Annotated in this window: 19 protein-coding genes; 7 read left to right on the forward strand and 12 right to left on the reverse strand. The window is 36.6% G+C overall.

All coding sequences use genetic code 11. From position 1 onward, the window contains the following. Positions 1-16: 16 nt before the first annotated feature. Positions 17-844: an ABC transporter permease gene (locus JKP34_RS03630; RefSeq protein ID WP_201917806.1), complete on the reverse strand. Its 828-nt coding sequence runs from the start codon at positions 842-844 to the stop codon at positions 17-19. Between the two features lie 137 nt (positions 845-981). On the opposite strand from JKP34_RS03630, the gene JKP34_RS03635 reads away from it, so the two are divergent. Together JKP34_RS03635 and JKP34_RS03640 are read left to right on the forward strand one after the other, a co-directional pair. Further along, positions 982-1,938: a ComEA family DNA-binding protein gene (locus JKP34_RS03635; protein ID WP_201917808.1), complete on the forward strand. Its 957-nt coding sequence runs from the start codon at positions 982-984 to the stop codon at positions 1,936-1,938. A 70-nt stretch (positions 1,939-2,008) separates the two neighbouring features. Next, positions 2,009-6,022 (forward strand): AAA domain-containing protein, encoded by a 4,014-nt coding sequence (locus tag JKP34_RS03640; RefSeq protein WP_201917810.1) that lies wholly within the window; start codon positions 2,009-2,011, stop codon positions 6,020-6,022. Here the strand turns inward: JKP34_RS03640 and JKP34_RS03645 are convergent. From JKP34_RS03645 to recQ, 4 genes are all read right to left on the reverse strand, one after another. Next, on the reverse strand, positions 6,006-6,491 hold the full coding sequence (locus tag JKP34_RS03645) for a gliding motility lipoprotein GldH (RefSeq protein WP_201917812.1): 486 nt from the start codon (positions 6,489-6,491) through the stop codon (positions 6,006-6,008). The genes JKP34_RS03640 and JKP34_RS03645 overlap by 17 nt on opposite strands. After that, a complete protein-coding gene (locus JKP34_RS03650) occupies positions 6,484-7,770 on the reverse strand; it encodes a PSP1 domain-containing protein (protein WP_236664880.1) in 1,287 nt (428 codons plus the stop codon). Before JKP34_RS03650 ends, JKP34_RS03645 begins: the two co-directional genes overlap by 8 nt. A gap of 31 nt (positions 7,771-7,801) precedes the next feature. Then, on the reverse strand, positions 7,802-9,085 hold the full coding sequence (purD, locus tag JKP34_RS03655; RefSeq protein ID WP_201917814.1) for a phosphoribosylamine--glycine ligase: 1,284 nt from the start codon (positions 9,083-9,085) through the stop codon (positions 7,802-7,804). Between the two features lie 85 nt (positions 9,086-9,170). Then, on the reverse strand, positions 9,171-11,348 hold the full coding sequence (gene recQ, locus JKP34_RS03660; RefSeq protein WP_201917816.1) for a DNA helicase RecQ: 2,178 nt from the start codon (positions 11,346-11,348) through the stop codon (positions 9,171-9,173). Positions 11,349-11,426: 78 nt separating this feature from the next. On the opposite strand from recQ, the gene JKP34_RS03665 reads away from it, so the two are divergent. Together JKP34_RS03665 and JKP34_RS03670 are read left to right on the forward strand one after the other, a co-directional pair. Beyond that, the gene (locus tag JKP34_RS03665; protein WP_201919295.1) at positions 11,427-12,395 is read left to right on the forward strand and encodes a KpsF/GutQ family sugar-phosphate isomerase; all 969 of its coding nucleotides are present in this window, start codon (positions 11,427-11,429) and stop codon (positions 12,393-12,395) included. Positions 12,396-12,431: 36 nt separating this feature from the next. Continuing rightward, positions 12,432-13,505, forward strand: a complete 1,074-nt coding sequence (locus tag JKP34_RS03670; protein ID WP_201917818.1) for a mannose-1-phosphate guanylyltransferase — start codon at positions 12,432-12,434, stop codon at positions 13,503-13,505. Between the two features lie 252 nt (positions 13,506-13,757). On the opposite strand, the gene hemB is transcribed toward JKP34_RS03670, so the two are convergent. Then, positions 13,758-14,729 carry a porphobilinogen synthase gene (hemB, locus tag JKP34_RS03675; protein ID WP_201917820.1) on the reverse strand — a complete coding sequence of 324 codons (972 nt, stop codon included), beginning with the start codon at positions 14,727-14,729 and terminating at the stop codon, positions 13,758-13,760. A 161-nt stretch (positions 14,730-14,890) separates the two neighbouring features. On the opposite strand from hemB, the gene JKP34_RS03680 reads away from it, so the two are divergent. After that, positions 14,891-16,723, forward strand: a complete 1,833-nt coding sequence (locus tag JKP34_RS03680) for an ATP-binding protein (RefSeq protein ID WP_201917822.1) — start codon at positions 14,891-14,893, stop codon at positions 16,721-16,723. A 19-nt stretch (positions 16,724-16,742) separates the two neighbouring features. Here JKP34_RS03680 and JKP34_RS03685 read toward each other — a convergent pair whose 3' ends face one another. From JKP34_RS03685 to JKP34_RS03710, 6 genes are all read right to left on the reverse strand, one after another. Further along, complete coding sequence (locus JKP34_RS03685; protein WP_201917824.1) at positions 16,743-17,066, reverse strand: HPF/RaiA family ribosome-associated protein; 324 nt, start codon at positions 17,064-17,066, stop codon at positions 16,743-16,745. Then, positions 17,066-17,416: a hypothetical protein gene (locus tag JKP34_RS03690; RefSeq protein WP_201917826.1), complete on the reverse strand. Its 351-nt coding sequence runs from the start codon at positions 17,414-17,416 to the stop codon at positions 17,066-17,068. Before JKP34_RS03690 ends, JKP34_RS03685 begins: the two co-directional genes overlap by 1 nt. 109 nt (positions 17,417-17,525) lie before the next feature. Beyond that, positions 17,526-18,023, reverse strand: coding sequence for a Fur family transcriptional regulator (locus JKP34_RS03695; RefSeq protein WP_201917828.1), 498 nt, complete (start codon positions 18,021-18,023; stop codon positions 17,526-17,528). Positions 18,024-18,074: 51 nt separating this feature from the next. Then, positions 18,075-19,142, reverse strand: coding sequence for an ABC transporter ATP-binding protein (locus JKP34_RS03700; protein WP_201917830.1), 1,068 nt, complete (start codon positions 19,140-19,142; stop codon positions 18,075-18,077). Next, complete coding sequence (locus JKP34_RS03705) at positions 19,114-20,790, reverse strand: ABC transporter permease (RefSeq protein WP_317193646.1); 1,677 nt, start codon at positions 20,788-20,790, stop codon at positions 19,114-19,116. Before JKP34_RS03705 ends, JKP34_RS03700 begins: the two co-directional genes overlap by 29 nt. Positions 20,791-20,793: 3 nt before the next feature. Beyond that, positions 20,794-21,837, reverse strand: a complete 1,044-nt coding sequence (locus tag JKP34_RS03710) for a Fe(3+) ABC transporter substrate-binding protein (protein WP_201917832.1) — start codon at positions 21,835-21,837, stop codon at positions 20,794-20,796. A gap of 168 nt (positions 21,838-22,005) precedes the next feature. Between JKP34_RS03710 and JKP34_RS03715 the strand changes: the two genes are divergently transcribed. Continuing rightward, positions 22,006-22,944 (forward strand): hydrogen peroxide-inducible genes activator, encoded by a 939-nt coding sequence (locus tag JKP34_RS03715; protein ID WP_201917834.1) that lies wholly within the window; start codon positions 22,006-22,008, stop codon positions 22,942-22,944. 29 nt (positions 22,945-22,973) lie between these two features. Next, positions 22,974-23,783: a Cof-type HAD-IIB family hydrolase gene (locus JKP34_RS03720; protein ID WP_201917836.1), complete on the forward strand. Its 810-nt coding sequence runs from the start codon at positions 22,974-22,976 to the stop codon at positions 23,781-23,783. The last annotated feature ends 16 nt before the right edge of the window (positions 23,784-23,799 follow it).

The following is a 23,799-nucleotide window of genomic DNA, read 5'->3' on the forward strand; positions in this document are numbered from 1 at the left end:
TTATTAGTAAAAAATGCTAAACTATGTCCGCCATTACTCTTTCTACCCTCTTAAAATAATATAGGCCTGAAAGAAATAAAACAATCACCACTGTAAATGAATAATAGGCATACTGACTTGGTGGATCACCACCTAATAAACTCCATCTGAATCCTTCTACAACGCCAGCCATCGGATTCAAATAATATAAAGTTGTTGCCCACTCAGGCAATCTTTTAATCACATCTTTAGCTTGATAACCCACAGGAGTAGCGTATAAACCAAACTGTACTAAAAATGGCACCACATGCTGAAAATCTCTATACCTAATGGTTAAGGCGCTCAACCAAATACCAACTGATAAGGCCGAGATGATAGCTAGTAATACAAAAACAGGTAGGAAAACAATATTCGCTGATGGAGCTATTTGATAATAAATCATCAGAACAGCTATGAAAATCATCGCTATTCCGAAATCGACAAAACCTACAACAGCTTTTGATAAAGGAATTACAAGTCTAGGAAAATAGATTTTTTTAACCATCTCCTGAGCACCAATAATAGAATTTCCTGATTGGTTTAAAACAAAAGAGAAATACGTCCAGGCACCCATGCCGCAAACAGCAAATAATGGGTAAGGTACCCCCATAGAATCTACAGCAGCAACTTTTCCAAAGACAACTGTAAATATAGTTAAGGTGGCCAGAGGCTGTATGAAAGCCCATGCCAGTCCTAAAAAAGTTTGCGCATAGCGAACTCTTAAATCACGATAGGCAAGGATATAAAACAAGTCCTTATAGGCCCAAAGTTCTTTGAGATTTATACGCCACTTGGGCTTGGATGCATCTACAATTAGTTTTTCCATATTCTAACCCTCAAAGATACAGGCTTATTTATTTAGTAATAAGTATTCTGTCGATAATTCCATGAGGCTAGGCTAATTTATAAGGAATTTTATTTGAACAGCTTTATTACTATTTTCATCTCATCAACCTTTACTATATGTATAAAAAGCTCCTCAATTTGCTGAAGTTTTCCTGGGGGTTTTCCAGAACTGAGGCCAATGGATTTATTGTTCTAAGCTTCTTGATGCTTGTTTGTATCATTACTCCTTTCTTAGTGAAGCACTATCTATGGGAGAATAGGAGTACTGTTCTTTCTGATGAAGATGCTCAAGCACTGGATAGTTTAATAGCCTCTCTTGAAAAGCATGTGCAGTTTGATGAGGATAGTAAAGATGTCTTTAGGCTAAATCCGGAGATATTTGATCCTAATAAAGTTTCTTCAGAAGAGCTATCAGCTTTTGGATTGCCCGACTTTCTTGCAAATAGAATTGTGAACTACAGAGAAAAGGTAAGCATGTTTCAGACGAAGCAAGAACTCCTAAAAATATATGGTTTAGATTCAGGTACCTACCTTCAATTGGCTCCTTATATTAAAATAGAAGCTATACCTGAGGATCAATCCGTTTACCAAGTGAAAAAAGAAGAGTATCGAGCAGAGAAATTTAACAATGCGAAATATGAGAAGAAAAGCTCTGAATCTTTTAAGCTGGCACCCATTGAGCTTAATTCCGCTGATACTAGTCAGCTAAAGAAAATATATGGAATTGGCCCTGCCTTCGCCAAAAGAATCGTAGCATTTCGTGAGGCACTTGGTGGATTTCATTCTACTGATCAATTAAAAGAGGTCTATGGTTTAGAAGGTGCATCTCTGGATTCAGTTTTAAATTATACCTTCTTGAATGAACCGATAGTAATTGAGAGAATTGACTTGAATACATCGTCTAAAGAAGTTCTGTCGAAACATCCTTACATTAATAATAAGCAAGCTCAATTAATAGTGAGTTACAGAAATCAGCACGGTAACTTTAATTCTGTGGATGAGTTAATTGAAATAAAAGCACTGAATAGCAGTTTCCTTAATAGAGTTAAGCCTTATTTAATGGTTCAAAAGTAAATCTTAACATACATGGCTACCTAACATTCATGGGTAGTTTGTATATTGTTTTAAATTCCGTTCAAGACCTATGCATGACATCCTCCGGCATTACTTAAAGAAACTCACGAATCTTTCCGGAAGTAATAGGTCTTTACTTTTATTAAGGCTTATTTCTGACCAAACCATTGATTTACATGATTTTGATTTTATCCTGAATCAATCAAGTTTTTCAATTATTGAATCCCTCATAGCACAGAAAAAGAAAATTCCGCTGGCTGCTATTTCCGATCCCAGGATGGAGGCCAACAATGTACTCAGTAAAAAGCTAAAGAAACTCCAGCGCATAGAGAAGTTCATTTATGATGAAAGAGGGGGTAAAGATCTTTACGTGGGTTGGCCATTTGTTCGAGGAAAATTTCAGGGTGGTACAACAGTGAGATGTCCGCTAATTTTCTTCCCGGTAGAAATTGTCCAGGAGAATGACCAATGGGTTTTACAACTGCGAGAGGAAGTAAATATCACTTTCAATAAAACCTTCTTATTGGCATATGCCTATTATCATCAAATTAAATTAGATGATGAATTGGTAGAAAAGGTATTCGAAATTTTTGATGCAGATAGCCGGGTTTTCAGAACGGAATTGTATCAGATATTCAAAGAAAGCGCAGTCAATATTAATTTCAATCAAGATAATTTTGTCGATAAGCTTCAAACTTTCAAAAACTTCAAAAAGGCGGATTTTGATGAATCAGAAAAGGAAGGTGAATTAAAATTATTCCCTGAAGCAGTACTTGGCATATTTCCGCAAAGCGGCTCTTACCTGGTGCCAGATTATACATTTTTGTTGGAACAGGAAGAACAGGTACAGGATATAGAAGAGTTTTTTATTTCACGAAATCCTGATAAAGCAGCGTTTTCAACGGCCTATCGCCATAATTACCGCTTTCTTGATTATGTAAAGGAAGAAGAAACTTTCACTTCATTTCCATTAGATGCCTATCAAGAGAATGCGCTCAAAGCAGTAAAAAAAGGTAATTCATTAGTTGTACAAGGACCTCCCGGTACCGGTAAATCTCAGCTGATAAGTAACCTTGTGACAGACTTTATTGCCAGGGGAAAGCGTGTGCTGGTTGTTTGCCAGAAAAGGGCAGCTTTAGATGTGATCTATCAACGATTGAAGGAGATAGAAATGGATGCCTTTGCTGCCTTGGTGCATGATTTTAAAAATGATAGGAAAAAAATATTCGAACAAATTCAACACCAAATTGACAGAATTGATGAATATGAAGCCAGAAATAATGGATTGGATTCTGTTCAAATCCAGAGAGATTTTCTAAAGGCTTCCAGAAGGATTGATCAGTTAGTAGAGGAAAGAGAAGATTACAGACTGGCTTTTTTTGATGAGGAAGAGTGTGGCATATCAGCTAAAGAGCTTTACCTAAATACAGACCCCAAGGCTGATCACATCAACCTGAAGCAAGTTTACAGACATTTTAAAAGGGAGGAGATCAATGATTTTTCTGAAAGGTTATTCAATTATCAGAGCTATGCCGATGATTTTTTAAGAGAAGGGTTTAGCTGGCGTGAAAGAACAAATTTTAAAGATTATACCCTCAATGATAAGTTAGCTATTGAAAAGCTACTAGCGGAGATTCCGAAATTTTTGGAAGGTTTAGGAGAAGAAGCAAATCAACTGGTTGGCTCGAAGATGAGCATAAAGGAATTTGAGGATGTCCAGGAGCATGAAGATAAGCTGCGCTCTTTAAATGAAGTATTGAATGAAAGATCATTCAAATACCTCAGCCATATGATTGCTTACAAAGATGAGAATACTAATGCTTTGTGGCTCAGTAATATTCAGCGTCTTATTAACAATTGTTTTGCAGAAGAAGGGGTTGAGAGTACTTTAAATGTGAAGGAACTTGGTGAGTTACAGAAAATACTTAATAAAAGGAAAAGAGCTAACCAACAACCTTCACAATGGATAAAGTGGGTGCTTTTTGCAAAGGAGAAGCAGTATTTAAAAAATGTGGCCGAGGCCAACGGTGTAAAAACCAATAAAGCAGGTATAAAAAAACTTGAGCGTTTATTAGATAATCGACTCAACCTTGAACACAATGTTACCAAAATCAGAAATCAAAAGTGGTTAATAGATTATCCCAAGAAGTTAGATCAGGAGCTGATAAATGATTGGTTCGCACATCAGCTTGATGCTATTAAAGCAAAAGAGATATTAAACTCGTTTACAAACTTTAAGGAGTTCTCTTTATTTAAAGAACAACAGCTATCTTCTTTGCTTGAGAAGATTAAGCGAATTATCCAATTAGCGCATAAACTGGTTGATGAAAAATCAGATTGGAGAAAATACCTCACCAGAACCCAAATTGATCACCTTGAGCAAAATGGCTTAACAGATGCCTACCTTAAAACTTTTCAGGAAAGCTTTGATGAGTTAGTTGACTTCGATCAATTGTTCGAAAGCTTTTCAGATCATGAAAAAGAGGTTATTAAGCTTTTTAAAGAATCGGATATTGATTATTCCAGCAAGAACATAAGAGCCTTATTTACAAATGGTATTTACCTTTCCTGGTTAGATCATATTGAAACCAAATACCCTATTCTAAGAGATGTGTCAACCAGAAAATTTCAGCAACAGACCGATGAACTTCAGCGGGTTATTGAAGAGAAAGAAGCGTTGAGTAAATCTATTCTTACACTTAAAGTGCGAGAAAAAACTTTTGAAGATGTTGATTATAACCGACTCAATAACAGGGTTACCTACCGTGATCTCAGTCATCAGGTTACTAAGAAAAGACAGATTTGGCCTATCAGAAAAGTGATCCAAACTTTTACTGATGAGGTTTTTAATCTTATGCCTTGTTGGTTGGCAAGCCCTGAATCAGTTTCTGCAATTTTCCCAATGGAGCAATTCTTTGACTTAGTCGTTTTTGATGAGGCATCCCAATGTTTCGTAGAGAAAGGTATACCAGCCATGTATAGAGGAAGGCAAGTGGTAATTGCTGGAGATAGCAAGCAGTTGAGCCCAAATGATCTATATAAGGTACGATGGGAAGAAGAGGAGGCAAATCATCCTGATTTTGAGATTGATTCTTTACTAGACTTAGCCAATAAATATTTAATGGATGTTCAACTTAATGGGCATTACAGAAGTAAATCATTAGATCTGATTAATTTTTCCAATAAGCATTTCTACGATGGTAAATTGAATTTACTTCCTGATTTCAATTACATTAATTCAGCTGAGCCAGGAATTGAGTATATAAAAGTGCCAGGTGTTTGGGAGAAACAAACCAATTTAATTGAGGCGAAAAATGTTGTAGACCTTATCAAGCAATACCTCAAAGATACCCCAGATAAGGAAATAGGGGTTGTTACTTTTAATGCACCACAGCAAAACCTTATTTGGGATTTACTGGAAGAACAGCTTTCATTAGGTCACCTCAGGTTACCTGATAATTTCTTTGTGAAGAATATTGAGAATGTTCAGGGAGATGAAAAAGATATCATCATTTTTAGCACTGCCTATGCACCTGATGCTAACGGAAGAATGAATATGAATTTCGGAAGTATAAATGCACCGAAGGGAGAAAATAGATTGAATGTGGCCATTACTCGTGCCAGAGAAAAAGTGATTTTAGTGAGTAGTATTTATCCTGATGAACTCAAGGTGGATGATGCCAAGAATGAAGGGCCGAGGTTGTTAAAGGCTTATCTAAAATATGCATTATCTGTTTCAAATGGAGATTTTAAGCCTGAACCTATGCAGCTTGAGCAGTTTAGAAATACCTGGTTTCTTAAAAAGAAATTACCAATTGACATTGAAGAAAGCACCGAAACAACTGCAAAGGAGGAACTACCATTTGCTGATCTCAGTATAAAAGAAAATGAAAAGTATAGAGGATTAGTATATACAGATGATGACTTGTACTTTGCTAATCCTTCAGTAAAAGATATTTATGCTTATACGCCAAACTTACTTCAGCAGAAAAATTGGCCTTTTATAATGGTAAATAGCCGTAATTATTGGAAAGATAAAGAGGAGATGCTGGAAAGAATCATCCAGTTTATTCAGCGGAACTAGGCTGCTCAATTATTTTTAAACCAGCAGAATAAACCCCACTCAATGAATCGGTTCTCATATATTGCTCCATGTCTATGCTAAACTTTCCACTGTAAGGAAACTGCACTGAATCAATCAGTACTTCTTGATATGTAATGATGTTGCTCGTACCTGTTCCTATTGGCTTGCCTTCCTTATCGGTAAATAACTGAAAATTTACCAGTGCCTTATCCATTACGTAATTGGTAGTATCCTTCAGCTGATAATAAACATACATGTTTCTGTAAGGATAATTTAGATCATGCCTTAGGTTAAGCAATAGCTGATAGTACTTGCTATTATCAGCTATTTCAAAATCGAATTGAGCCTTTTCTCCAATAGGCCATACGGACTGCTCAAAATCTCGATTTTGCTCAAAAACTCTATCCTCAGTGCATGAGGTGAAAACTATAGTTCCAAGTAAAAAAAGGAAGCTTAATTTTTTATGCATCGCTGTTATTGGAGTTATTAGGTTTATTCTTTTTGTTGAATCTTCTTTTCTTTTTAGGCCTTGGTTTGCCACCTTTATTTTCTGTTGATTTAGCCTGAGGCTTATTGTCATTTTTCACATTAGCCTTGTTATCCGGGCTATTGCGTTTGTTAAATTTCCCAGGCTTCTTCTTTTTCTTCTTCGGTTTTGAAAATTTCTTGTCTAACCTAATTAAATCACTATTAATATTAACGGTATCTTCAATTTCAAGCACATCCTGAAGGAGAGTTTCTGGTTTTTCACCCTTCTCATTAAGGGCAATAATCTCAGCTACTCTTTCAGCTTTTACAGGATGCCAAATATTTTCATCACCATAGCTAAACCACATAATTTTGCGGAAGATATCGGTTTTCTGCAGCCTTGCATGGCCTACTTGTGTTTCGATAGGCTTTTTAACTTCAGGAATAACCTTTAGGGCATCCATATAAGTATCTAACTCATAATTCAGGCAGCATTTTAACCTGCCACATTGCCCCGACAATTTGCTCGGATTTAATGAAAGATTCTGGTAACGTGCTGCATTAGTGGAAACACTTTTGAAATCTGATAACCAGGTGCTACAACAAAGCTCTCTTCCACACGAACCAATTCCACCTAGTCTACCAGCTTCTTGCCTCAGTGAGATTTGACGCATTTCCACCCTGATTTTAAACTCACCAGCTAATTTTTTAATGAGTTCGCGAAAGTCAACTCTTTCATCAGCTGAGTAGAAGAAAGTAGCCTTGGTATTGTCTGCCTGGTACTCAACATCAGACAGTTTCATTTTGAGCTGAAACTCTTGAATAACTTCCCTGGCGCGGTACATGGTGCTCATCTCTCTGTTTTGCACCTCATGCCACTTTTCAAGGTCTTTATCTGAAGCTATCCGATAGATGGCTTTTACCTCATCATCATTCTTAACTTTTTTCTTCTGCATTTGCAGGCGCACGAGTTCACCCTGTAATGATACATAACCAATATGATGACCATTAGGCACATCCACAACCACAGCATCACCCGTGGTTAAGGTGAGGTTATGTACATTTCTGAAGAATTCTTTTCGACCTCCCTTAAACTTTATTTCAACCACATCAAAGTGATCATAATTTGGGAAATCCATATTTGAAAGCCAGTCGAAGGCGTTCATTTTATTACAGCCACCTGAACTACAACCGCCATTGTTTTGACAGCCGGTGGCTATTCCATCTTTATTTTTTGTTCCGCACGATGAGCATCCCATAGTATTTATATATTTAATCATGCCTGATCTACAGGCAATCCGTCATGAAAGACTAGCTCAGGGCTAATAAGTCCTGGCCTATGTCTTTTCTGTAATAAATGTCATCCCAACAAACACTATTAGCACCTTCATAGGCTTTGTTTAATGCTTCTTGTAGATGACTTCCCTTGCCGGTTATGGCCAAAACACGACCACCAGCTGTTACAATTTTTCCGTCTTGACGAGCTGTTCCCGCCTGGTATATCGTATAGTTATCAGAGGCTTTTAGACCACTGATTGAATTTCCTTTTTTATAAGCTTCCGGATAACCGCCTGCTACAAGTACTACTGTTGCAGCAATATTATCTTCAACCACTAACTTTTGCTTATTTAAGCTTTTTGATTTTAGGCTCTCAAAAAGAGGGACTAAATCTGATGTGACGCGGGGCAACACTACCTGAGTTTCAGGATCACCCATCCTTACATTATATTCAATTACATAAGGCTCTCCACCAACATTCATCAAACCAATAAAAATAAAGCCTTTATAGTCAATCTGCTCTTTGGCCAAGCCATCAATTGTTGGTTTAATAATCTTTGATTCCACCTTATCCATAAAGCTTTTATTGGCAAAATGAACAGGGGAAATAGCGCCCATGCCTCCGGTGTTTAAACCAGTATCTCCTTCACCAATACGTTTATAATCTTTGGCTTCAGGTAGTATTTTATAATTTTCGCCATCGGTTAACACAAAAACAGAAAGCTCTATTCCTTTCAAAAATTCTTCAATAACGACTTTACTACTGGCATCACCAAATTTGGCATCTTTCAGCATCTCGATGAGACTTTTCTCAGCCTGCTCTAAAGTTTCACAAATAATAACTCCTTTGCCGGCAGCCAATCCGTCTGCTTTAAGCACATAAGGTCCAATGATACTTCTTAAATATTTAAGCCCTTCATCTAATTGATCCTTAGTAAATGTGGCATAGGCAGCGGTTGGTATGCTATGCCTTTGCATGAAGGCTTTTGAGAAATCCTTACTGCCCTCTAATTCAGCACCAGCTTTTGAAGGCCCTACTACATGAATATCTTTAAGCTCTTCTTTTGCATTAAAATAGTCTGCGATGCCTTCTACTAATGGAGCCTCTGGCCCAACAATTACCATATCAATTTTTTCTGATTGGCAGAAGTTAGCGATTCCTTCAAAATCTGTAGGTTTTAGATCAATATTTTCAGCAATAGTGGAGGTGCCTGCATTACCTGGTGCAACAAATAATTTATCACATTTTGGACTTTTATGAAGTCTTTCTGTAAAAACATGTTCTCTTCCTCCGGAACCAATTACTAAAATATTCATTTATGATGGCAGTTTTTAAACTGTGCTATTTTATTAAAAATTAAATTAAAACGAAGGTCGCTATTTCCAAGGACTTTAGAAATGCTTAGTTGGCATAAGTAGATAAAAATTTGACACGCATAAGCCTAAGGTCTTCTTCTGCAAATTCATCATCAAACTCATCCATGGCATCACTTATTTTATCTGAGTCTGCACTCAGGAAGTAGTCCATTATTTCCTCTTGCTTATCATCATCAATTATTTGGTCAATGTAATAGTCAAGGTTCAGTTTGGTTCCTGAATAACAAATATGTTCAATTTCATCTATAAGCTCTTCAAAGCTCATATCTTTCATTTCTGCGATTTCTTCAAGGTCAATCTTTTTGTCAACCTGCTGAATAATGAAGATTTTCATCTTCGATTTGTTAACCGAGGTTTTCACCATCACATCAGCTGCTGTGATGATGTCATTCTCATCAACATAATCTTTTATTAGTTCAAGAAAAGGTTTGCCAAACTTTCTCACTTTTCCGAGCCCTACACCATTTACAGCAGCTAATTCTTCATTGGTTACAGGATAGGTGGTAGCCATTTCTTCTAATGAAGGATCCTGAAAAATTACATATGGAGGTAGATTCTTCCCTTTTGCTACTTTTTTTCTGAGGGCCTTTAATTGATTGAATAAATTCTCATCAAAAGACTTGGCAGAAATAGATTCTTTTTCAATGTTGTCTTCATCACCTTCATCGGTGTATTCATGGTTTTTAGTGAAGGTGATGGGTTTAGGAGATTTAATGAAAGCTTCACCTTTTTCATTAAGCTTAAGCACTCCTATATTTTCAATATCTTTTGACAACATGCCAAACAACATGGTTTGCCTTATAATGGACTTCCAGTATTCAGCATCCTGCTCTTTACCAACGCCATAAGTTTCTATCTGATCGTGGCTATAGCTTGTTACATATTGGTCTTTAGAACCTCTTATTACATTGATCAGATGATTCATGCCAAAACGCTGATGAGTTAGTTTTACAGTTTTTAGAGCAGTTACCACATCATCCTGAGCTTCAAACTTTTCTTTAGGATGAACACAATTGTCGCATTTTCCGCAATTGTCACCAAATGTTTCTCCAAAGTAGTGAAGCAATTGCTTTCTTCTGCATACTGAAGATTCAGCATATGCAGACATTTCTTCAAGCAATAACTTGGCATTTTCTTTCTCGGTAACAGGTTTATCCTTATTAAACTTTTCAAGTTTAAGGATGTCATTATAACTGTAAAACATGAGGCAATCACCAGTTAAACCGTCTCGGCCTGCTCTACCAGTTTCCTGATAATAACCTTCTATTGATTTTGGAGTGTCATAATGTATTACAAAGCGCACATCCGGCTTGTCAATTCCCATTCCAAAGGCTATTGTTGCAACAATGATATCAACATCCTCATTTAGAAAGTCATCTTGATTTTTCATTCTCATATTACCCTCAAGGCCGGCATGATATGGAGCAGCATTGAAGCCGTTCACATTGAGAAATTCTGCAATCTCTTCTACTTTCTTTCTGCTTAGGCAATAAATAATACCACTTTTACCTTTTCTTTCATTTAAGAATTTGACCAATTGTTTTTTAGCCTGATTTTTAGGCCTCACCTCATAAAATAAATTTTCTCTGTTAAAAGAAGACTTAAATAAATTAGCCTTTTCCATCCCAAGGTTCTTCTGAATATCCAGCTGTACTTTCGGAGTGGCAGTGGCAGTAAGAGCTATTATTGGTATATCGGCAATTTGCTCTAATATTGATTTAATTTTGCGGTATTCAGGTCTGAAATCATGACCCCATTCCGAAATACAATGCGCCTCATCTATGGCAGCGAAAGAGATATGTGCTTTCTTTAAGAATTCTACATTATCCTCTTTGGTTAATGATTCAGGAGCCACATATAGCATTTTCAGGTTGCCATTGAGGATTTCCTTTTTAACCCTGTTAATTTCAGTTTTAGATAATGTAGAATTAAGGAATCTGGCATTAACACCGAGCGAATTTAGTGTGTCTACCTGATTTTTCATCAATGCAATCAAAGGAGAAACGACTAGCGCTGTGCCTTCCTGAGAGATAGCAGGCAATTGATAGCACAAAGATTTGCCAGCACCTGTTGGCATTATTACAAAGGTATTCCGCTTATGGAGTATATTCTCCATGATAAGTTCTTGCTTACCACGAAACTGATTATAACCAAACACTTCCTTAAGCTTTTCTTTGAGGGTAGCTTGTTGCTCTTCTATCATGTCTTTACTATCAATTGCTTGATTAAATACTTAATTACATATCTTTACGTCAAAAATAAACGCTTAATGCCAGATACTTTGAATTTAAGAAAAAATATTAAAAAAATAGCTCAAAATGTATTGATTAATGAAGCGAATGCCATCAGTAAATTGGTTGACTTTGTGGATACGGATTTTGAGGAATGTGTTAGTCAAATTCTTGAAATAAAAGGTAGGGTTGTAATAACCGGAATTGGTAAGAGTGCTATTATCGCACAGAAAATTGTTGCCACATTAAATTCAACAGGAACGCCATCACTGTTCCTTCATGCTGCCGATGCCATTCATGGTGATTTAGGAATGGTGCAAGCTGATGATTTTGTGATATGTATCTCTAAAAGTGGCAATACTCCAGAAATTAAGGTGCTTGTTCCTCTGCTAAAAAGAAGAGGCTATAAATTGGCTGGTTTGGTGAGTAATACAAATTCTTACCTGGCAGAGCAGGCTGATTATGTTTTAAATGCCACCATAGGTCAGGAGGCATGTCCACATAATTTGGCACCTACTACCAGTACCACAGCTCATTTAGCTTTAGGAGATGCTCTTGCAGTATGTTTATTAGAGGCAAGAGATTTTACATCTTCCGATTTTGCTAAGTATCATCCTGGCGGATCTTTAGGTAAACAACTTTATTTGAAAGTAAATGATTTGCTCAATCAGAATGAACTTCCCATCGTAAAAGAGAGCTCAAATTTTAAAGAAGTTATTTTTGAAATTTCCGCTAAGCGACTTGGAGCAACTTCAGTAGTAGATGCTAAAGGAAACCTTGTGGGCATTATCACGGATGGTGATTTAAGAAGGCTGATGGAAAAAGAAGCTAATTTTGATAAAGCCATAGCGGCAGATTTTATGACAAAGTCACCTATTGTATTGGAGCAAGATGAATATGCAGTGAAAGCGTTGGAGATTATGCAGTCTAAAAACATTACGCACATAGTAGTCGTAGACAAAAGCAAACCAATAGGTTTTGTACATTTACACGATTTATTAAAAGAAGGCATTGCCTGATCTAACTCAACTTGAACTACCTACAATCAACTATAGATGAAAACTAACCAGTATGTTGTAATTATGGCGGGAGGAACAGGCACACGCTTGTGGCCTGTTAGTACAACCGCAAAACCGAAACAATTTCACGATCTATTAGGAGTTGGGAAATCATTGTTAAGAATGACTTATGAGCGTTTTGCTTCTCAAATCCCTTCAGAGAATATTTACATAGTTACAAATGAGGCTTATGATGACTTGGTTAAAGAACAGCTTCCAGAATTAGGTGAACAACAAATATTGTTAGAGCCCAACAAGAGAAATACAGCTCCATGTGTGGCATATGCGGCATATAAGATTGCCTCTAAGGATCCTGAAGCTACAATGGTGGTAGCACCGGCTGATCATTTGATTTTAAAAGAGGATGCTTTTCAGCATACAATTTCAGTGGCCTTAGATCATGCCGAAAAAGAAGATACACTGATTACTCTTGGTATGCATCCAAACAGACCTGAGACTGGTTATGGCTACATCCAGTATATTCCTGATTCTTCTGTAGTAAAAAAGGTAAAAACCTTTACGGAAAAGCCGGAGTTAGATTTGGCTAAGAAATTTCTAGAAAGCGGTGACTTTGTATGGAATGCAGGCATTTTCATATGGTCTGCCAAAAGTATTATCTCAGCCTTTGAGCAATATCTGCCAGATCTTTCCGAGATTTTCTCGGAAGGCATGGAACATTATTATAAGGGAAATGAACGCCTCTTTATAAACAAGGCATATACCCAATGCACTAGTATCTCCATTGACTTTGGTATTATGGAAAAGGCAGAAAATGTTTATGTATTACTCGCTGATATAGGTTGGTCAGATTTAGGTAATTGGGAGTCATTGCATGAAATACGTCAAAAGGATGAATCGGATAATGCCAAGCCAGATAATGCCTTATGCTTTAACGGAAAAGGAAACATTATCAATATTGATCAATCAAAGTTGGTTGTTGTTGATGGCCTAAGCGACTACCTGGTAGCTGAAGAGGACGGGGTAATCCTTATATGCCGAAAGAATGCTGAGAAAGAAATTAGAGAAATTGTAAATAGCGTTAAGCAAAAGAAAGGCGAGCAATACATTTAAAGATTTCTAATAAAAATGGCCTACCATGCGGTAGGCCATTTTTAATTAAAACAAAAGATAAAAGGCAATCAAGAAAGCTACCATTACGGTCAATATAGTAATTACAATAGGCCAATTTGTTTCAGATAAATCCTCATGGCTATGGTCATGTGATTTCGTTAATTTTTGAGTTTTCATAGAAATTAATTCCCTTAATTTTCAGGAATTATAGCCTTTAACGCTAACGCAAAAAAAAGGTGATACTTACTCCATTTATTTTATCAGCTTAGCAGCTTCTTTGGCAAAATAGCTCAAAATAATATCCGCTCCTGCTCTTTTTATACTCAAGAGACTTTCCATCATGGTACGTTCTCCATCAAGCCAACCCTTTGCAGCGGCTGCTTTAATCATGCTGTATTCTCCACTTACGTTATAGGCAGCAATAGGTAATTCGTGGTTTTCTTTTAGCAAATGGATAACATCCAAATAGGCCAATGCAGGTTTTACCATAAGAAAATCCGCACCTTCATCAGCATCAAGTTCAGCCTCAATAAGTGCTTCATGCTTATTGGCAGGATTCATTTGATAGGTCTTCTTGTCTCCAGACTTAGGTGCTGAATCAAGGGCATCCCGAAAAGGGCCGTAAAAGGCACTAGCATATTTGGCCGTATAACTCATTATCGACACATGCTCAAAGCCATTATCATCAAGCGTATCTCTAATATACTCAACCCTACCATCCATCATATCTGAAGGGCCAATAATATCAATGCCTGTTTCAGCCTGTGCTAAGGCCATATCGCCAAGTATCTCGAGTGTCTCATCGTTTAGAATGTTTCCATGTTCATCTACTATTCCGTCATGACCATCAGTGCTGTATGGATCCATGGCAACATCGGTCATTATACAGGCTTCAGGGAATTTCTCCTTAATTTCTTTCAAGGCTTTTAAATAGAAGAAATCATGATTAGCACTTTGGGTAGCCATTTTATCCTTATGCTTTTCAGCAACTACAGGGAAAATATCGAAGGACTTTATTCCTAGATTCATGCATTCTTCAATTTCCTTTAACATATGGTCTACGCTTAACCTGTAAATGCCAGGCATACTGTCTACCTCTATTTTTTGTTTTTCACCTTCTAAAAGAAATAATGGAAAGATGAAGTCATTAGTACTCAGGCTGTTTTCAGCAACCAGGTTTCTTACAGTTTCTGATTTTCTATTTCTACGTGGTCTTCTTAGCATAGCGTTAGTAGTTGAATGGCAAAATTAAGCTTATTGTAATCTTTTTAAAAGCAAAGTTCTACTGAGACTGCAGGTTTATCAAATTAATGTGGTGTAGACAACAAATATTGTGTTATATTATTAATCAATTAAACTATATATCTAATCAGTTTTATTAATCAATGAGGAGTGTTTTCGTTCTATATTTCATGTTAATGATGGGGATGCAGACTTTATCTTCTGCAGAGCCTGTAATCGCTACTGATCATGAAATGTTTAATTCGGAAGATACTGTTGAGTTGAACCTCTTCTGGTTTGTTTCAAAGCCATTTATTTATAAGAATGAAAAAGGAGAATTAACAGGGATTGAATATGATATACTTAATGAGTATAAGTCTTATTTAGCGAATAAATATGGAGTTAATTTACGATTAAACTGGATTGAGGCTGATAGTTTCGGTAATATTATTGATCGTATTCAAGCCGCATCTAATGACAATCATGTTGGTGTATCTGCCTTTTCTATTACACCAGAAAGACTAGAAAAGGTCGATTTTTCACATCCTTATCTGGCTGATTTTACCGTATTAGTATCAAGTGAGGGTACACCTATTCTCAAAACACTTGATGAGGTCAATAAAACTTTGTCTCAAATGGAAGCCGTCACTATTAGTGGTACTACCTATGAGGAGTTTCTATTTGAACTTAAGAATCAGCTTCAGGTGGACTTTAACATACACTATATTAATAGTGATAAAAATGTTTTGAATGAAGTTAGCAAAGCCGATAACAGATTCGGCTTTATAGACTTGCCCATCTACCTGATGTTAATAAAGAATGGAGGTAATTTAACCAGGCAAAATTTCTTTACTAAAAGAGGTAATGGTTATGCCTTTATGTTTCCGAAAGCATCAAAATGGAAAGTGAGAATGGATAGCTTCTTAATGGATCCGCAGTCGAGAGAGATGCTAGCAGAAATAACCTCAAATTACATAGGTGAAGAATTATTTGAGTTTATTGAAAATATTTATGGCGGTCATAACCTAGGGACATCTCTTCTGACTAAAGAAAAGGAACTTCAAAATGAGCAACTTATTTTGAAAGAGCAGCTGCTAGAAAAAGAAAAGCAGCAAAGAATTTATCTGATGATTGCTCTAGTGGCAATGGTTATCCTGATAGGTATTATAGCATTTCAATATTACAGACAGCAAAAAATAGCTGAAACTTTGCTGACCCAGAATAAGAAAGTGGAATCTCAGCAACGAAATATAGAGTCTAAAAACGAGCAGTTATTCAATAGGAATCTACAACTCACCTCCTTAAATGAAGAAAAAAACAGCTTAGTGAAAATTCTCGCACATGACTTACGCTCTCCAATAAATCAAATTCAAGGTTTGGTGGAAGTGCTTTCACTTGGTGAATCAACTCTCGATAAAGAAAGCACAGAAACTATCAATCAGATAAAGGATGCTGCAAAAAGAGTAAATAATATGATCTCGAAAATTCTTGACTTTGATGCATTAGAGGAGGACCGGATGAAGGTTATTAAGGAAGAGATCAATGTTGAAAATTTGGTTGCTGAGCTAGCAAACAACTTTAAAAATCAGGCAGAAAACAAAAAGATAGAGCTGATTTATCAAGTTCCTGTTAATACCATTATATACAGCGATCATTTGTACTTCACCCAGATATTAGAAAATTTAATTTCTAACGCCATTAAGTTTTCAGAAAAGGAAACGAGAGTGTGGGTGGAGGTTTTTGACGATCAGCAGGCAGTGGTTGTAAAAGTGGTGGATGAAGGTCCAGGGCTAACTGAGCAGGACAAACGTCTTATATTTAACAAGTATCAAAAACTTAGTGCTAAACCAACCAATGGTGAATCTTCAACCGGTTTAGGTCTTTCTATTGTAAAAAAATATGCTGAGCTTTTAGATATCACGTTGACTTATCAATCTGAAGTTGATAAGGGTACTACTTTTATCTTAAAGATACCTAAATATAAAAAAGAGGGCTAAGCCCTCTTTTTTATTAATATTAAACCTTATCAGGACGTGGCTGATGCCTATCCTTTACCTTTTCTTTTTCCTTTCTTACAACTCTTTTTACCACCTCAACGGCTTCTTGTGCTGCAGAAATAAAATCATCAGCTTTCTCAGCTACAAAGAGGTTTTTACCTGGTAAGAAGATTTTTACCTCTACCATTTTCTCACCAGAATCTGTTTCTGATAATGATTTGAGGTATATATCAAGACCAACAAGTTGATCATTGTACTTATCTACATTTTCGAAAATACTTTCGACTCTAGTAATTAAGTCTTTACTAATGTTAAAGTTTACGGGATTTACAGTTATTGTCATTATGAAATATTATTTTGGTATAAATCTGATTTCTCTATTTGGTCACCTATTGTCCTTAAGTCAGCAAGCATATTGAAAACCTGCTGATGACCAGTTTCTGCCTCTTGATTGTACCTTGCGTTTCTGAGGGCAATTAAGGGCTCCAAATTTATATCATCTGGTAATTTTTGATTGTTTGAAAGCTCACGAGCTGCTTGACCAATTTCTTGCAGATATTCATAAACTGTTTCTTTCACGGGCTCGTTTTTTCTAAAATCTTCATAGCTCATGCCGTCTGTTTGAGCATTAACCTGAGCTATGTTGCCCACAATTCTATTCAAGTGTTGAATGGTTTCTTGTAATTGCATCATACTATAATAATCATTTAGCGGATGGTTTTGTTACAATTATAATGGTCAAAAGAGATTTTTAGGCTCTACTCTAATGATAATAGATGGCTTTTGGAAATACAAAATCAAGCTAAGCTTCAGAGCCAACCTTCTTTCTTTCAAGGTTTTCGCAGTTTGTAATGGTGCAATCACCATAGAAAACTAAAGAATGTAAATTAATGGCCGATCCTAAAGATTTACCAACTCTTTTTTTGATGTTTTCAATATCAGGATCAAGAAACTCCTTAATTTTTAAGCAACTATTGCATACTAAATGATCGTGATGTTCATAGGTTAAGGCAGGCTCATAAAGCGCATTCTTATCCTTAAAATTGTGCTTAACCACTAAGCCGCAATCAACTAATAGATCTATTGAATTATAGACAGTAGCACGCGAAATGGTGTATTCATTATTGCGCATTTTGAGAAATAGAGATTCAACATCTATGTGCTCATCTTGAGGAAGCCTATAAATTTCTTCAAGTACGGCATAGCGCTCACTCGTTTTTCTTAGGCCTTGATCGTTAAGGTATTCATCAAGAATGTTCTTGGCTCTTTGTAATATTTCTTTCTTGACAGGTTCAGACATGTATTAACTTAGTTTCAATTGCGTTTAAAACTAAGTTAAGCAAATTTCTAATCAACTTACCAAGCCAGGATACCAGCAAGTATCCAGAACATGAATTTTTTCCGCATTAAATGTTAAATAGATAGTGTCTCCTTTATGAAAGAGAATTTTTTCATGAGCATGAATCACAATATGAGCTTCAGCACCAATATCAGCATGAACCTGCTGATGGTCACCAAAATATTGAGCAAGCACTACTTTAGCTTCAAAGCTATCTGTTGAAGGTTTTAATGAAATATCGATATTTTCCGGCCTGATGGCTATCAATAGTTCACCATTTTTTGGTGGATTAACAGCATGTATGGTACCAGACTTTAACTTATACGAGCCATCGGCAGCAGTTGCATTCATGGCGTTAATTTTACCAAAGAAGTTGGCTACATATAAATTTCTTGGTTTCTCGTAAAGCTCACGCGGGGTACCTACTTGCTGTATTTTACCATCTTTTAAGATAGCTATTCTATCAGCGGATGAGAGAGCATCACGCATATCATGCGTTACAAATAGAGCAGTAGCACCAGCTTTCTTAATAATATTTCTAACCTCTTCTCTTACCTGATCTTTTAAAACAGCATCTAGATTGCTAAAGGGTTCATCAAGCAAAATAACACCTGGTTGCGGTGCAAGCGCTCTGGCCAGCGCAACACGCTGTTGCTGGCCACCTGATAAATTTTGAGGATATCTGTTGGCGAAGCTTTTTAGGCCTACCATTTCAAGAACCTCAGAAATACGTTCTTTTTTATTGGGGAATTGTTTTTTTGATAAACCGAAGGCAATATTTTCTGAAACCGTAAAATGCGGAAAAAGTGCATAATCCTGAAAGACCATTCCTATTTTGCGTTTCTCTGGCTTTATGTTCAGGTGGTCATCAACAACTTTATCGCCATTAATGGAGATCTCTCCTGTGTCCGCTTCTTCAAAACCGGCAATTAACCTTAAGAGCGTAGTTTTTCCACTACCACTTTCACCTACCAAGGCCATCAATTCGCCTTTTTCGAGACTTAGGTTGGCATTATGAACGGCATACTGCAGTTTTTTACCAAACTTTTTACTAAGGTTTTTTATCGATAATACTTCCATCTTTTGAAGGAGTTTTCATTAATCGGTTTAAAAGAATGATAGGTACTACGCCTATCAAAATAATTATGAGCGATGGTGTTGCAGATTCTGCGACCATTTCATCACTAGCTAGCTCATAAGCCTTTGTGGCTAGCGTATGAAAATTAAAAGGTCTTAATATTAGCGTTAACGGAAGTTCTTTAAGTATGTCTACAAAAACTAAAATTCCTCCGGAAACTAGTGCGCTTTTAATTAGAGGTAAATTAACCTTCCACAGGGTTTTGATAGAACCGGCACCTAATGAATGAGCTGCTTCATCCATTGAATTACTGTGTTTTTTAAAGGCTGCATCAATGGGGTTTATGGCTACTGTTAAGAAGCGTACTACATAAGCAAAAGTTAACGCAAACAGGGTGCCACTAAATATTAGACCTATTTTGGTATCAAATGTATTGGACCAGAATTCAATTAAAATTTTATCGAAGCCAAGCATGGGAATCATAATACCAATAGCTATAACTGCTCCGGGAATAGAGTACCCTAAAGAAACAAGCTTAGATAATAATTTAAAAAATGGAGAGGGATTGATTCTGACAGCATATAGAATAACGAGCGAAATGGCCACGCATAAAAAGGCAGCCATTAGGGCTAAACCGAAGCTATTAAGCATCAACATCATAAAATCAGGGTTTATGATTTTATGAATGGTTTGAGCCGACCATAGTATTAACTGAAAAACAGGGGCTATAAAGCCTAAAAATAACGGAATAAAACAAATGAGCCAAGCAGCTACTTTTTTCCAGCCTTTTAATTGGTATCGTTTTAAATGCCTGCCGGTGTGTCCTCCTTCATCTAGTACATTTTTCCCTCTTTGCCATCTTTCTACACTTATCAGCATAAAGATAAACAGCATGAGTATGCCAGAAAGATTAATAGCTGCACCAGGATCACCAAGACTAAACCATGCCCTGAAAATACCTGTAGTAAAGGTATTAATACCGAAATATTTTACTGCTCCATAGTCATTTAGGACTTCCATTAGCACCAATGAAAGACCACCAATAATGGCAGGCCGGGTGATAGGTAAGGCTATTTTGAAGAAAGTCTTGGTCGATGAACTTCCTAATATTCTGGAGGCTTCCAATAAAGTGGCTGACTGATTGATAAAGCTTGATCGGGCTACCACATATACATACGGGAAAAGAACAAGTGACATAACCACAGCTATTCCCCAAAAATTCATGATGTCTATATATTGTACGCCTATCCAGCCATTGTCTCTTAAAAAGGTTTGGATAGGACCTGTATAATCAAATATCCCTGCATAAGTGTAAGCGGCTATGTATGAAGGTATGGCAAGGGGTAAAATAAGTACCCATTCAAAATGTCTTCTGAATGGTATATCGCATACACTAACCACCCAGGCAGAAGAAACACCGATTAGTAATGTTAATATGCTTACCACAATTACTAACCCTACAGAATTGACTATGTAATTGGCCAGTACAGTATCAACCAAGTGAGACCATACTTCGCCTGAGCTATTACCATCAAATAGCTTAAAGAGGAGTGTATAAATAGGTAAGCCAATGAGCAGGGCAAGTAATAGAAGAATTACCGTCCAGCCATTGGCATACCTATAAAATAATTTTCGGAATTTATTCTGCACTTCTTATTTCCAGCCAGCAATGTCAAATAGCTTAACAGCTACTTCGTTGTTTTCGCCAAGCGTAGTTAAGCTTAACGAGTCTTTCTTGAAAGTGCCCCAATTCTTTAAGGTTTCAGCCCATTCAACGCTCTCATTTACCGGGTACTCATAATTAGCCTCGGCAAATATTTGCTGTGCCTCTTTGGAAGCCATAAACTCAATAAATTTTATTGCATTCTCTTTGTTAGGAGCATAACGTGCCACACCAGCACCACTAACATTAATGTGTGTGCCTCTTCCATCTTGATTAGGGAATACTATATTAACCGACTTACCAATCTCTCTTTCCTCTTCACTTGAAGAATTTAACATTTTACCAAGGTAATAAGTGTTCACAACGGCTACATCACCTTCTCCTGCAGCTATAGCCTTAATTTGGTCTCTATCGCCTCCTTTAGGGTTTCTAGCCATATTTCCTACAACACCTTCGGCCCAAGCTAAAGCACCTTCTTCGCCAGCATAAGCAATGATTGATGCCATTAATGATTGATTGTAAATGTTTGATGAAGACCTTATCAATAATTTATCTTTTACAGCATCAGTTGCTAAAGATTCATAAGTGCTTATTTTTTCAGCCTCAATTTTTTCAGGATTGTAAACAATTACTCTTGCTCTGTAGGTTAGGCCGTACCACTGATTATCCTTATCCTTTAAGTTTGGAGCAATGATAGAATCTAGCTTGCTGGATTTAGTTGATTGCAATAATCCTGCAGTTTTTGCTCTATCTAAACGGCCAGCATCTACAGTGATTAATACATCGGCAGGAGAATTCTCTCCTTCGAGTGTCATCTTCTGAATGAGTTCATCAGCGTTCGCATTTACTACGTTGACTTTTATACCAGTTTTCTTTTCAAATTCAGCAAAGAGCTTTTGATCTGCTTCGTAATGCCTGTGTGTGTAAACATTAACTTCTCCTTTAGATTCTTTAGCCTCATTCTCTGATTTATTATTGCTGGTACAGGCGGCAAAAAGGCCTATTATAGCAAGTGAAAGCAATATTTTTTTCATAAGTGATGATTTGAATTTTATAACGATTGCAAATTTATGAATAATTGGATTAATTCTAAATAACGCTAACTAAATTTGACGAATCATGTTTATTCAAAACACAAAGCAGTTTTTACAATTGTTAACTATTGTCATTAGATTGTTAACTTGCCAAACTAAAAATACCGCATGAAGGCTACGATATCACAGCTTGAATATATTATTGCGCTAGATACATTCAGACATTTCGGGAAAGCAGCTGATCATTGTTTTATCACCCAGCCCACTTTAAGTATGCAAATAAGCAAACTGGAGGATAATTTGGGAGTTAAAATCTTTGATAGAAGCAGACAGCCTGTAATTCCTACCGAGTTGGGTAAAACTATTTTACTTCAAGCACGCAAAATTGTGAATGAGGTTAAAAAAATGGAAGAGCTCATCGATGATCAAAGAGATATAGTATCAGGCTCATTGAGGATAGGTATAATACCAACTGTTGCTCCATATCTTATCCCATTATTTGCTACTAGTTTTCTTAAAAAATATCTTGAAATTCAGCTGTCAGTAGAAGAATCTTTAACTGAGAACACATTAGCGAAACTCAAGTCAGAAGAGATAGATGTTGGAATTGTTGTTGGACCGGTGGATGATCCCTCAATTAGAGAAATACCTATTTATTATGAAAAATTTCTAGCATACGCTGATGGGCTTAATTTTGATGAAGGTGCTGAACTAAGCGATAAAGATTTAGAGGTTGATAGGTTATGGCTTTTAAATGAAGGTCATTGCTTTCGTGAGCAAGTACTTAATATTTGTCAGAATAGAAATCTTGAGAATATACTTAACTATCAGAGTGGTTCTTTAGAGGCACTCAAAAGAATGGTTGATAAACAGGGTGGTGTAACATTGCTCCCTGAACTCGCCACTTTAGATCTTAATGAAGTAGATAGGAAAAAGCTTTACTCTTTTAAAAGGCCAACACCTTTTAGAGAAGTGACCATTGTCCTGAAAAGAGATTACTTGAAAAAGCGATTGGTTGAAGCCCTACAAAAAGAAATAGTTGAGAACTTGCCTCCTTTTATGAAAGATCGTGAGGAGAATGAACTTAGAATAGTTAAATGGAAATAAATCCAGTCATCTAATTAATAGAATGTAATATGTGGAAGGCCATTTGTACCGATATTGACGGTACACTTTTAAATGCTGAAAGAAGACTCTCAGAAAGAACAATTAAAGCATTTCAAAAAATTAAGGATGATGTTCCTATCATACTGGCCTCTTCAAGAATGCCTGCAGCTATGCGGCATTTGCAACAGGAAATAGGTATTACTACTCAGCCACTTATTTGCTACAATGGAGGCTATATTATTGATCAGGATGATAAGATTGAAGTGCTATCATCTACCGAAATACAATATGAATGGCTCCATAGAATTATTCAAACTACCCAAATACTTTCATTACACACCAGTATTTATGCTGAAGATAGTTGGTTTGCACCTGAGTCAGATTTTTGGACCGCGAGGGAAGAGAATAATACCAAAGTGAAAGCCACAATTCTAGCTAATCAGCAGCTTGTTGATATGTGGTCGGAAAAGAAATTGGGAGCTCATAAAATTATGCTCATGGGTGACTCAGATAAGATAGATCATGTCGTTAATGAGTTAGAAGATCAAAACGCACCTCTGCACTTATATCGATCAAAAGATACTTACCTGGAAATAGCTCCCAAACAAATTTCAAAAGCGAGTGCTCTTAGTCTTCTTGTTGAAAGGAAATTAAATATCGACTTGAAGGAGATAATGGCCTTTGGTGACAACTTTAATGATATTGAACTGTTAAAGGCTGTAGGAAATGGTGTAGCAGTTGCCAATGCCAAAGAAGAATTGAAATCTGTTGCCAATGAAGTAACTGATTTGGCCAAGGAGGACGGTGTTGCTAAAACCATTGAGAAGTATTATTTCTAAAACAAGCCAAAATCAT

It is taken from the genome of Marivirga atlantica, from assembly GCF_016734805.1.
Classification (GTDB): Bacteria; Bacteroidota; Bacteroidia; order Cytophagales; family Cyclobacteriaceae; genus Marivirga; species Marivirga atlantica.

Bases quoted from the DNA above. Each gene is read 5' to 3' on its own strand.
- JKP34_RS03630 (WP_201917806.1), bottom strand. From the start codon at position 844: ATGGAAAAACTAATTGTAGATGCATCCAAGCCCAAGTGGCGTATAAAT.
- JKP34_RS03635 (WP_201917808.1), top strand. From the start codon at position 982: ATGTATAAAAAGCTCCTCAATTTGCTGAAGTTTTCCTGGGGGTTTTCC.
- JKP34_RS03640 (WP_201917810.1), top strand. From the start codon at position 2,009: ATGCATGACATCCTCCGGCATTACTTAAAGAAACTCACGAATCTTTCC.
- JKP34_RS03645 (WP_201917812.1), bottom strand. From the start codon at position 6,491: ATGCATAAAAAATTAAGCTTCCTTTTTTTACTTGGAACTATAGTTTTC.
- JKP34_RS03650 (WP_236664880.1), bottom strand. From the start codon at position 7,770: ATGATTAAATATATAAATACTATGGGATGCTCATCGTGCGGAACAAAA.
- purD (WP_201917814.1), bottom strand. From the start codon at position 9,085: ATGAATATTTTAGTAATTGGTTCCGGAGGAAGAGAACATGTTTTTACA.
- recQ (WP_201917816.1), bottom strand. From the start codon at position 11,348: ATGATAGAAGAGCAACAAGCTACCCTCAAAGAAAAGCTTAAGGAAGTG.
- JKP34_RS03670 (WP_201917818.1), top strand. From the start codon at position 12,432: ATGAAAACTAACCAGTATGTTGTAATTATGGCGGGAGGAACAGGCACA.
- hemB (WP_201917820.1), bottom strand. From the start codon at position 14,729: ATGCTAAGAAGACCACGTAGAAATAGAAAATCAGAAACTGTAAGAAAC.
- JKP34_RS03680 (WP_201917822.1), top strand. From the start codon at position 14,891: ATGAGGAGTGTTTTCGTTCTATATTTCATGTTAATGATGGGGATGCAG.
- JKP34_RS03685 (WP_201917824.1), bottom strand. From the start codon at position 17,066: ATGACAATAACTGTAAATCCCGTAAACTTTAACATTAGTAAAGACTTA.
- JKP34_RS03690 (WP_201917826.1), bottom strand. From the start codon at position 17,416: ATGATGCAATTACAAGAAACCATTCAACACTTGAATAGAATTGTGGGC.
- JKP34_RS03695 (WP_201917828.1), bottom strand. From the start codon at position 18,023: ATGTCTGAACCTGTCAAGAAAGAAATATTACAAAGAGCCAAGAACATT.
- JKP34_RS03700 (WP_201917830.1), bottom strand. From the start codon at position 19,142: ATGGAAGTATTATCGATAAAAAACCTTAGTAAAAAGTTTGGTAAAAAA.
- JKP34_RS03710 (WP_201917832.1), bottom strand. From the start codon at position 21,837: ATGAAAAAAATATTGCTTTCACTTGCTATAATAGGCCTTTTTGCCGCC.
- JKP34_RS03715 (WP_201917834.1), top strand. From the start codon at position 22,006: ATGAAGGCTACGATATCACAGCTTGAATATATTATTGCGCTAGATACA.
- JKP34_RS03720 (WP_201917836.1), top strand. From the start codon at position 22,974: ATGTGGAAGGCCATTTGTACCGATATTGACGGTACACTTTTAAATGCT.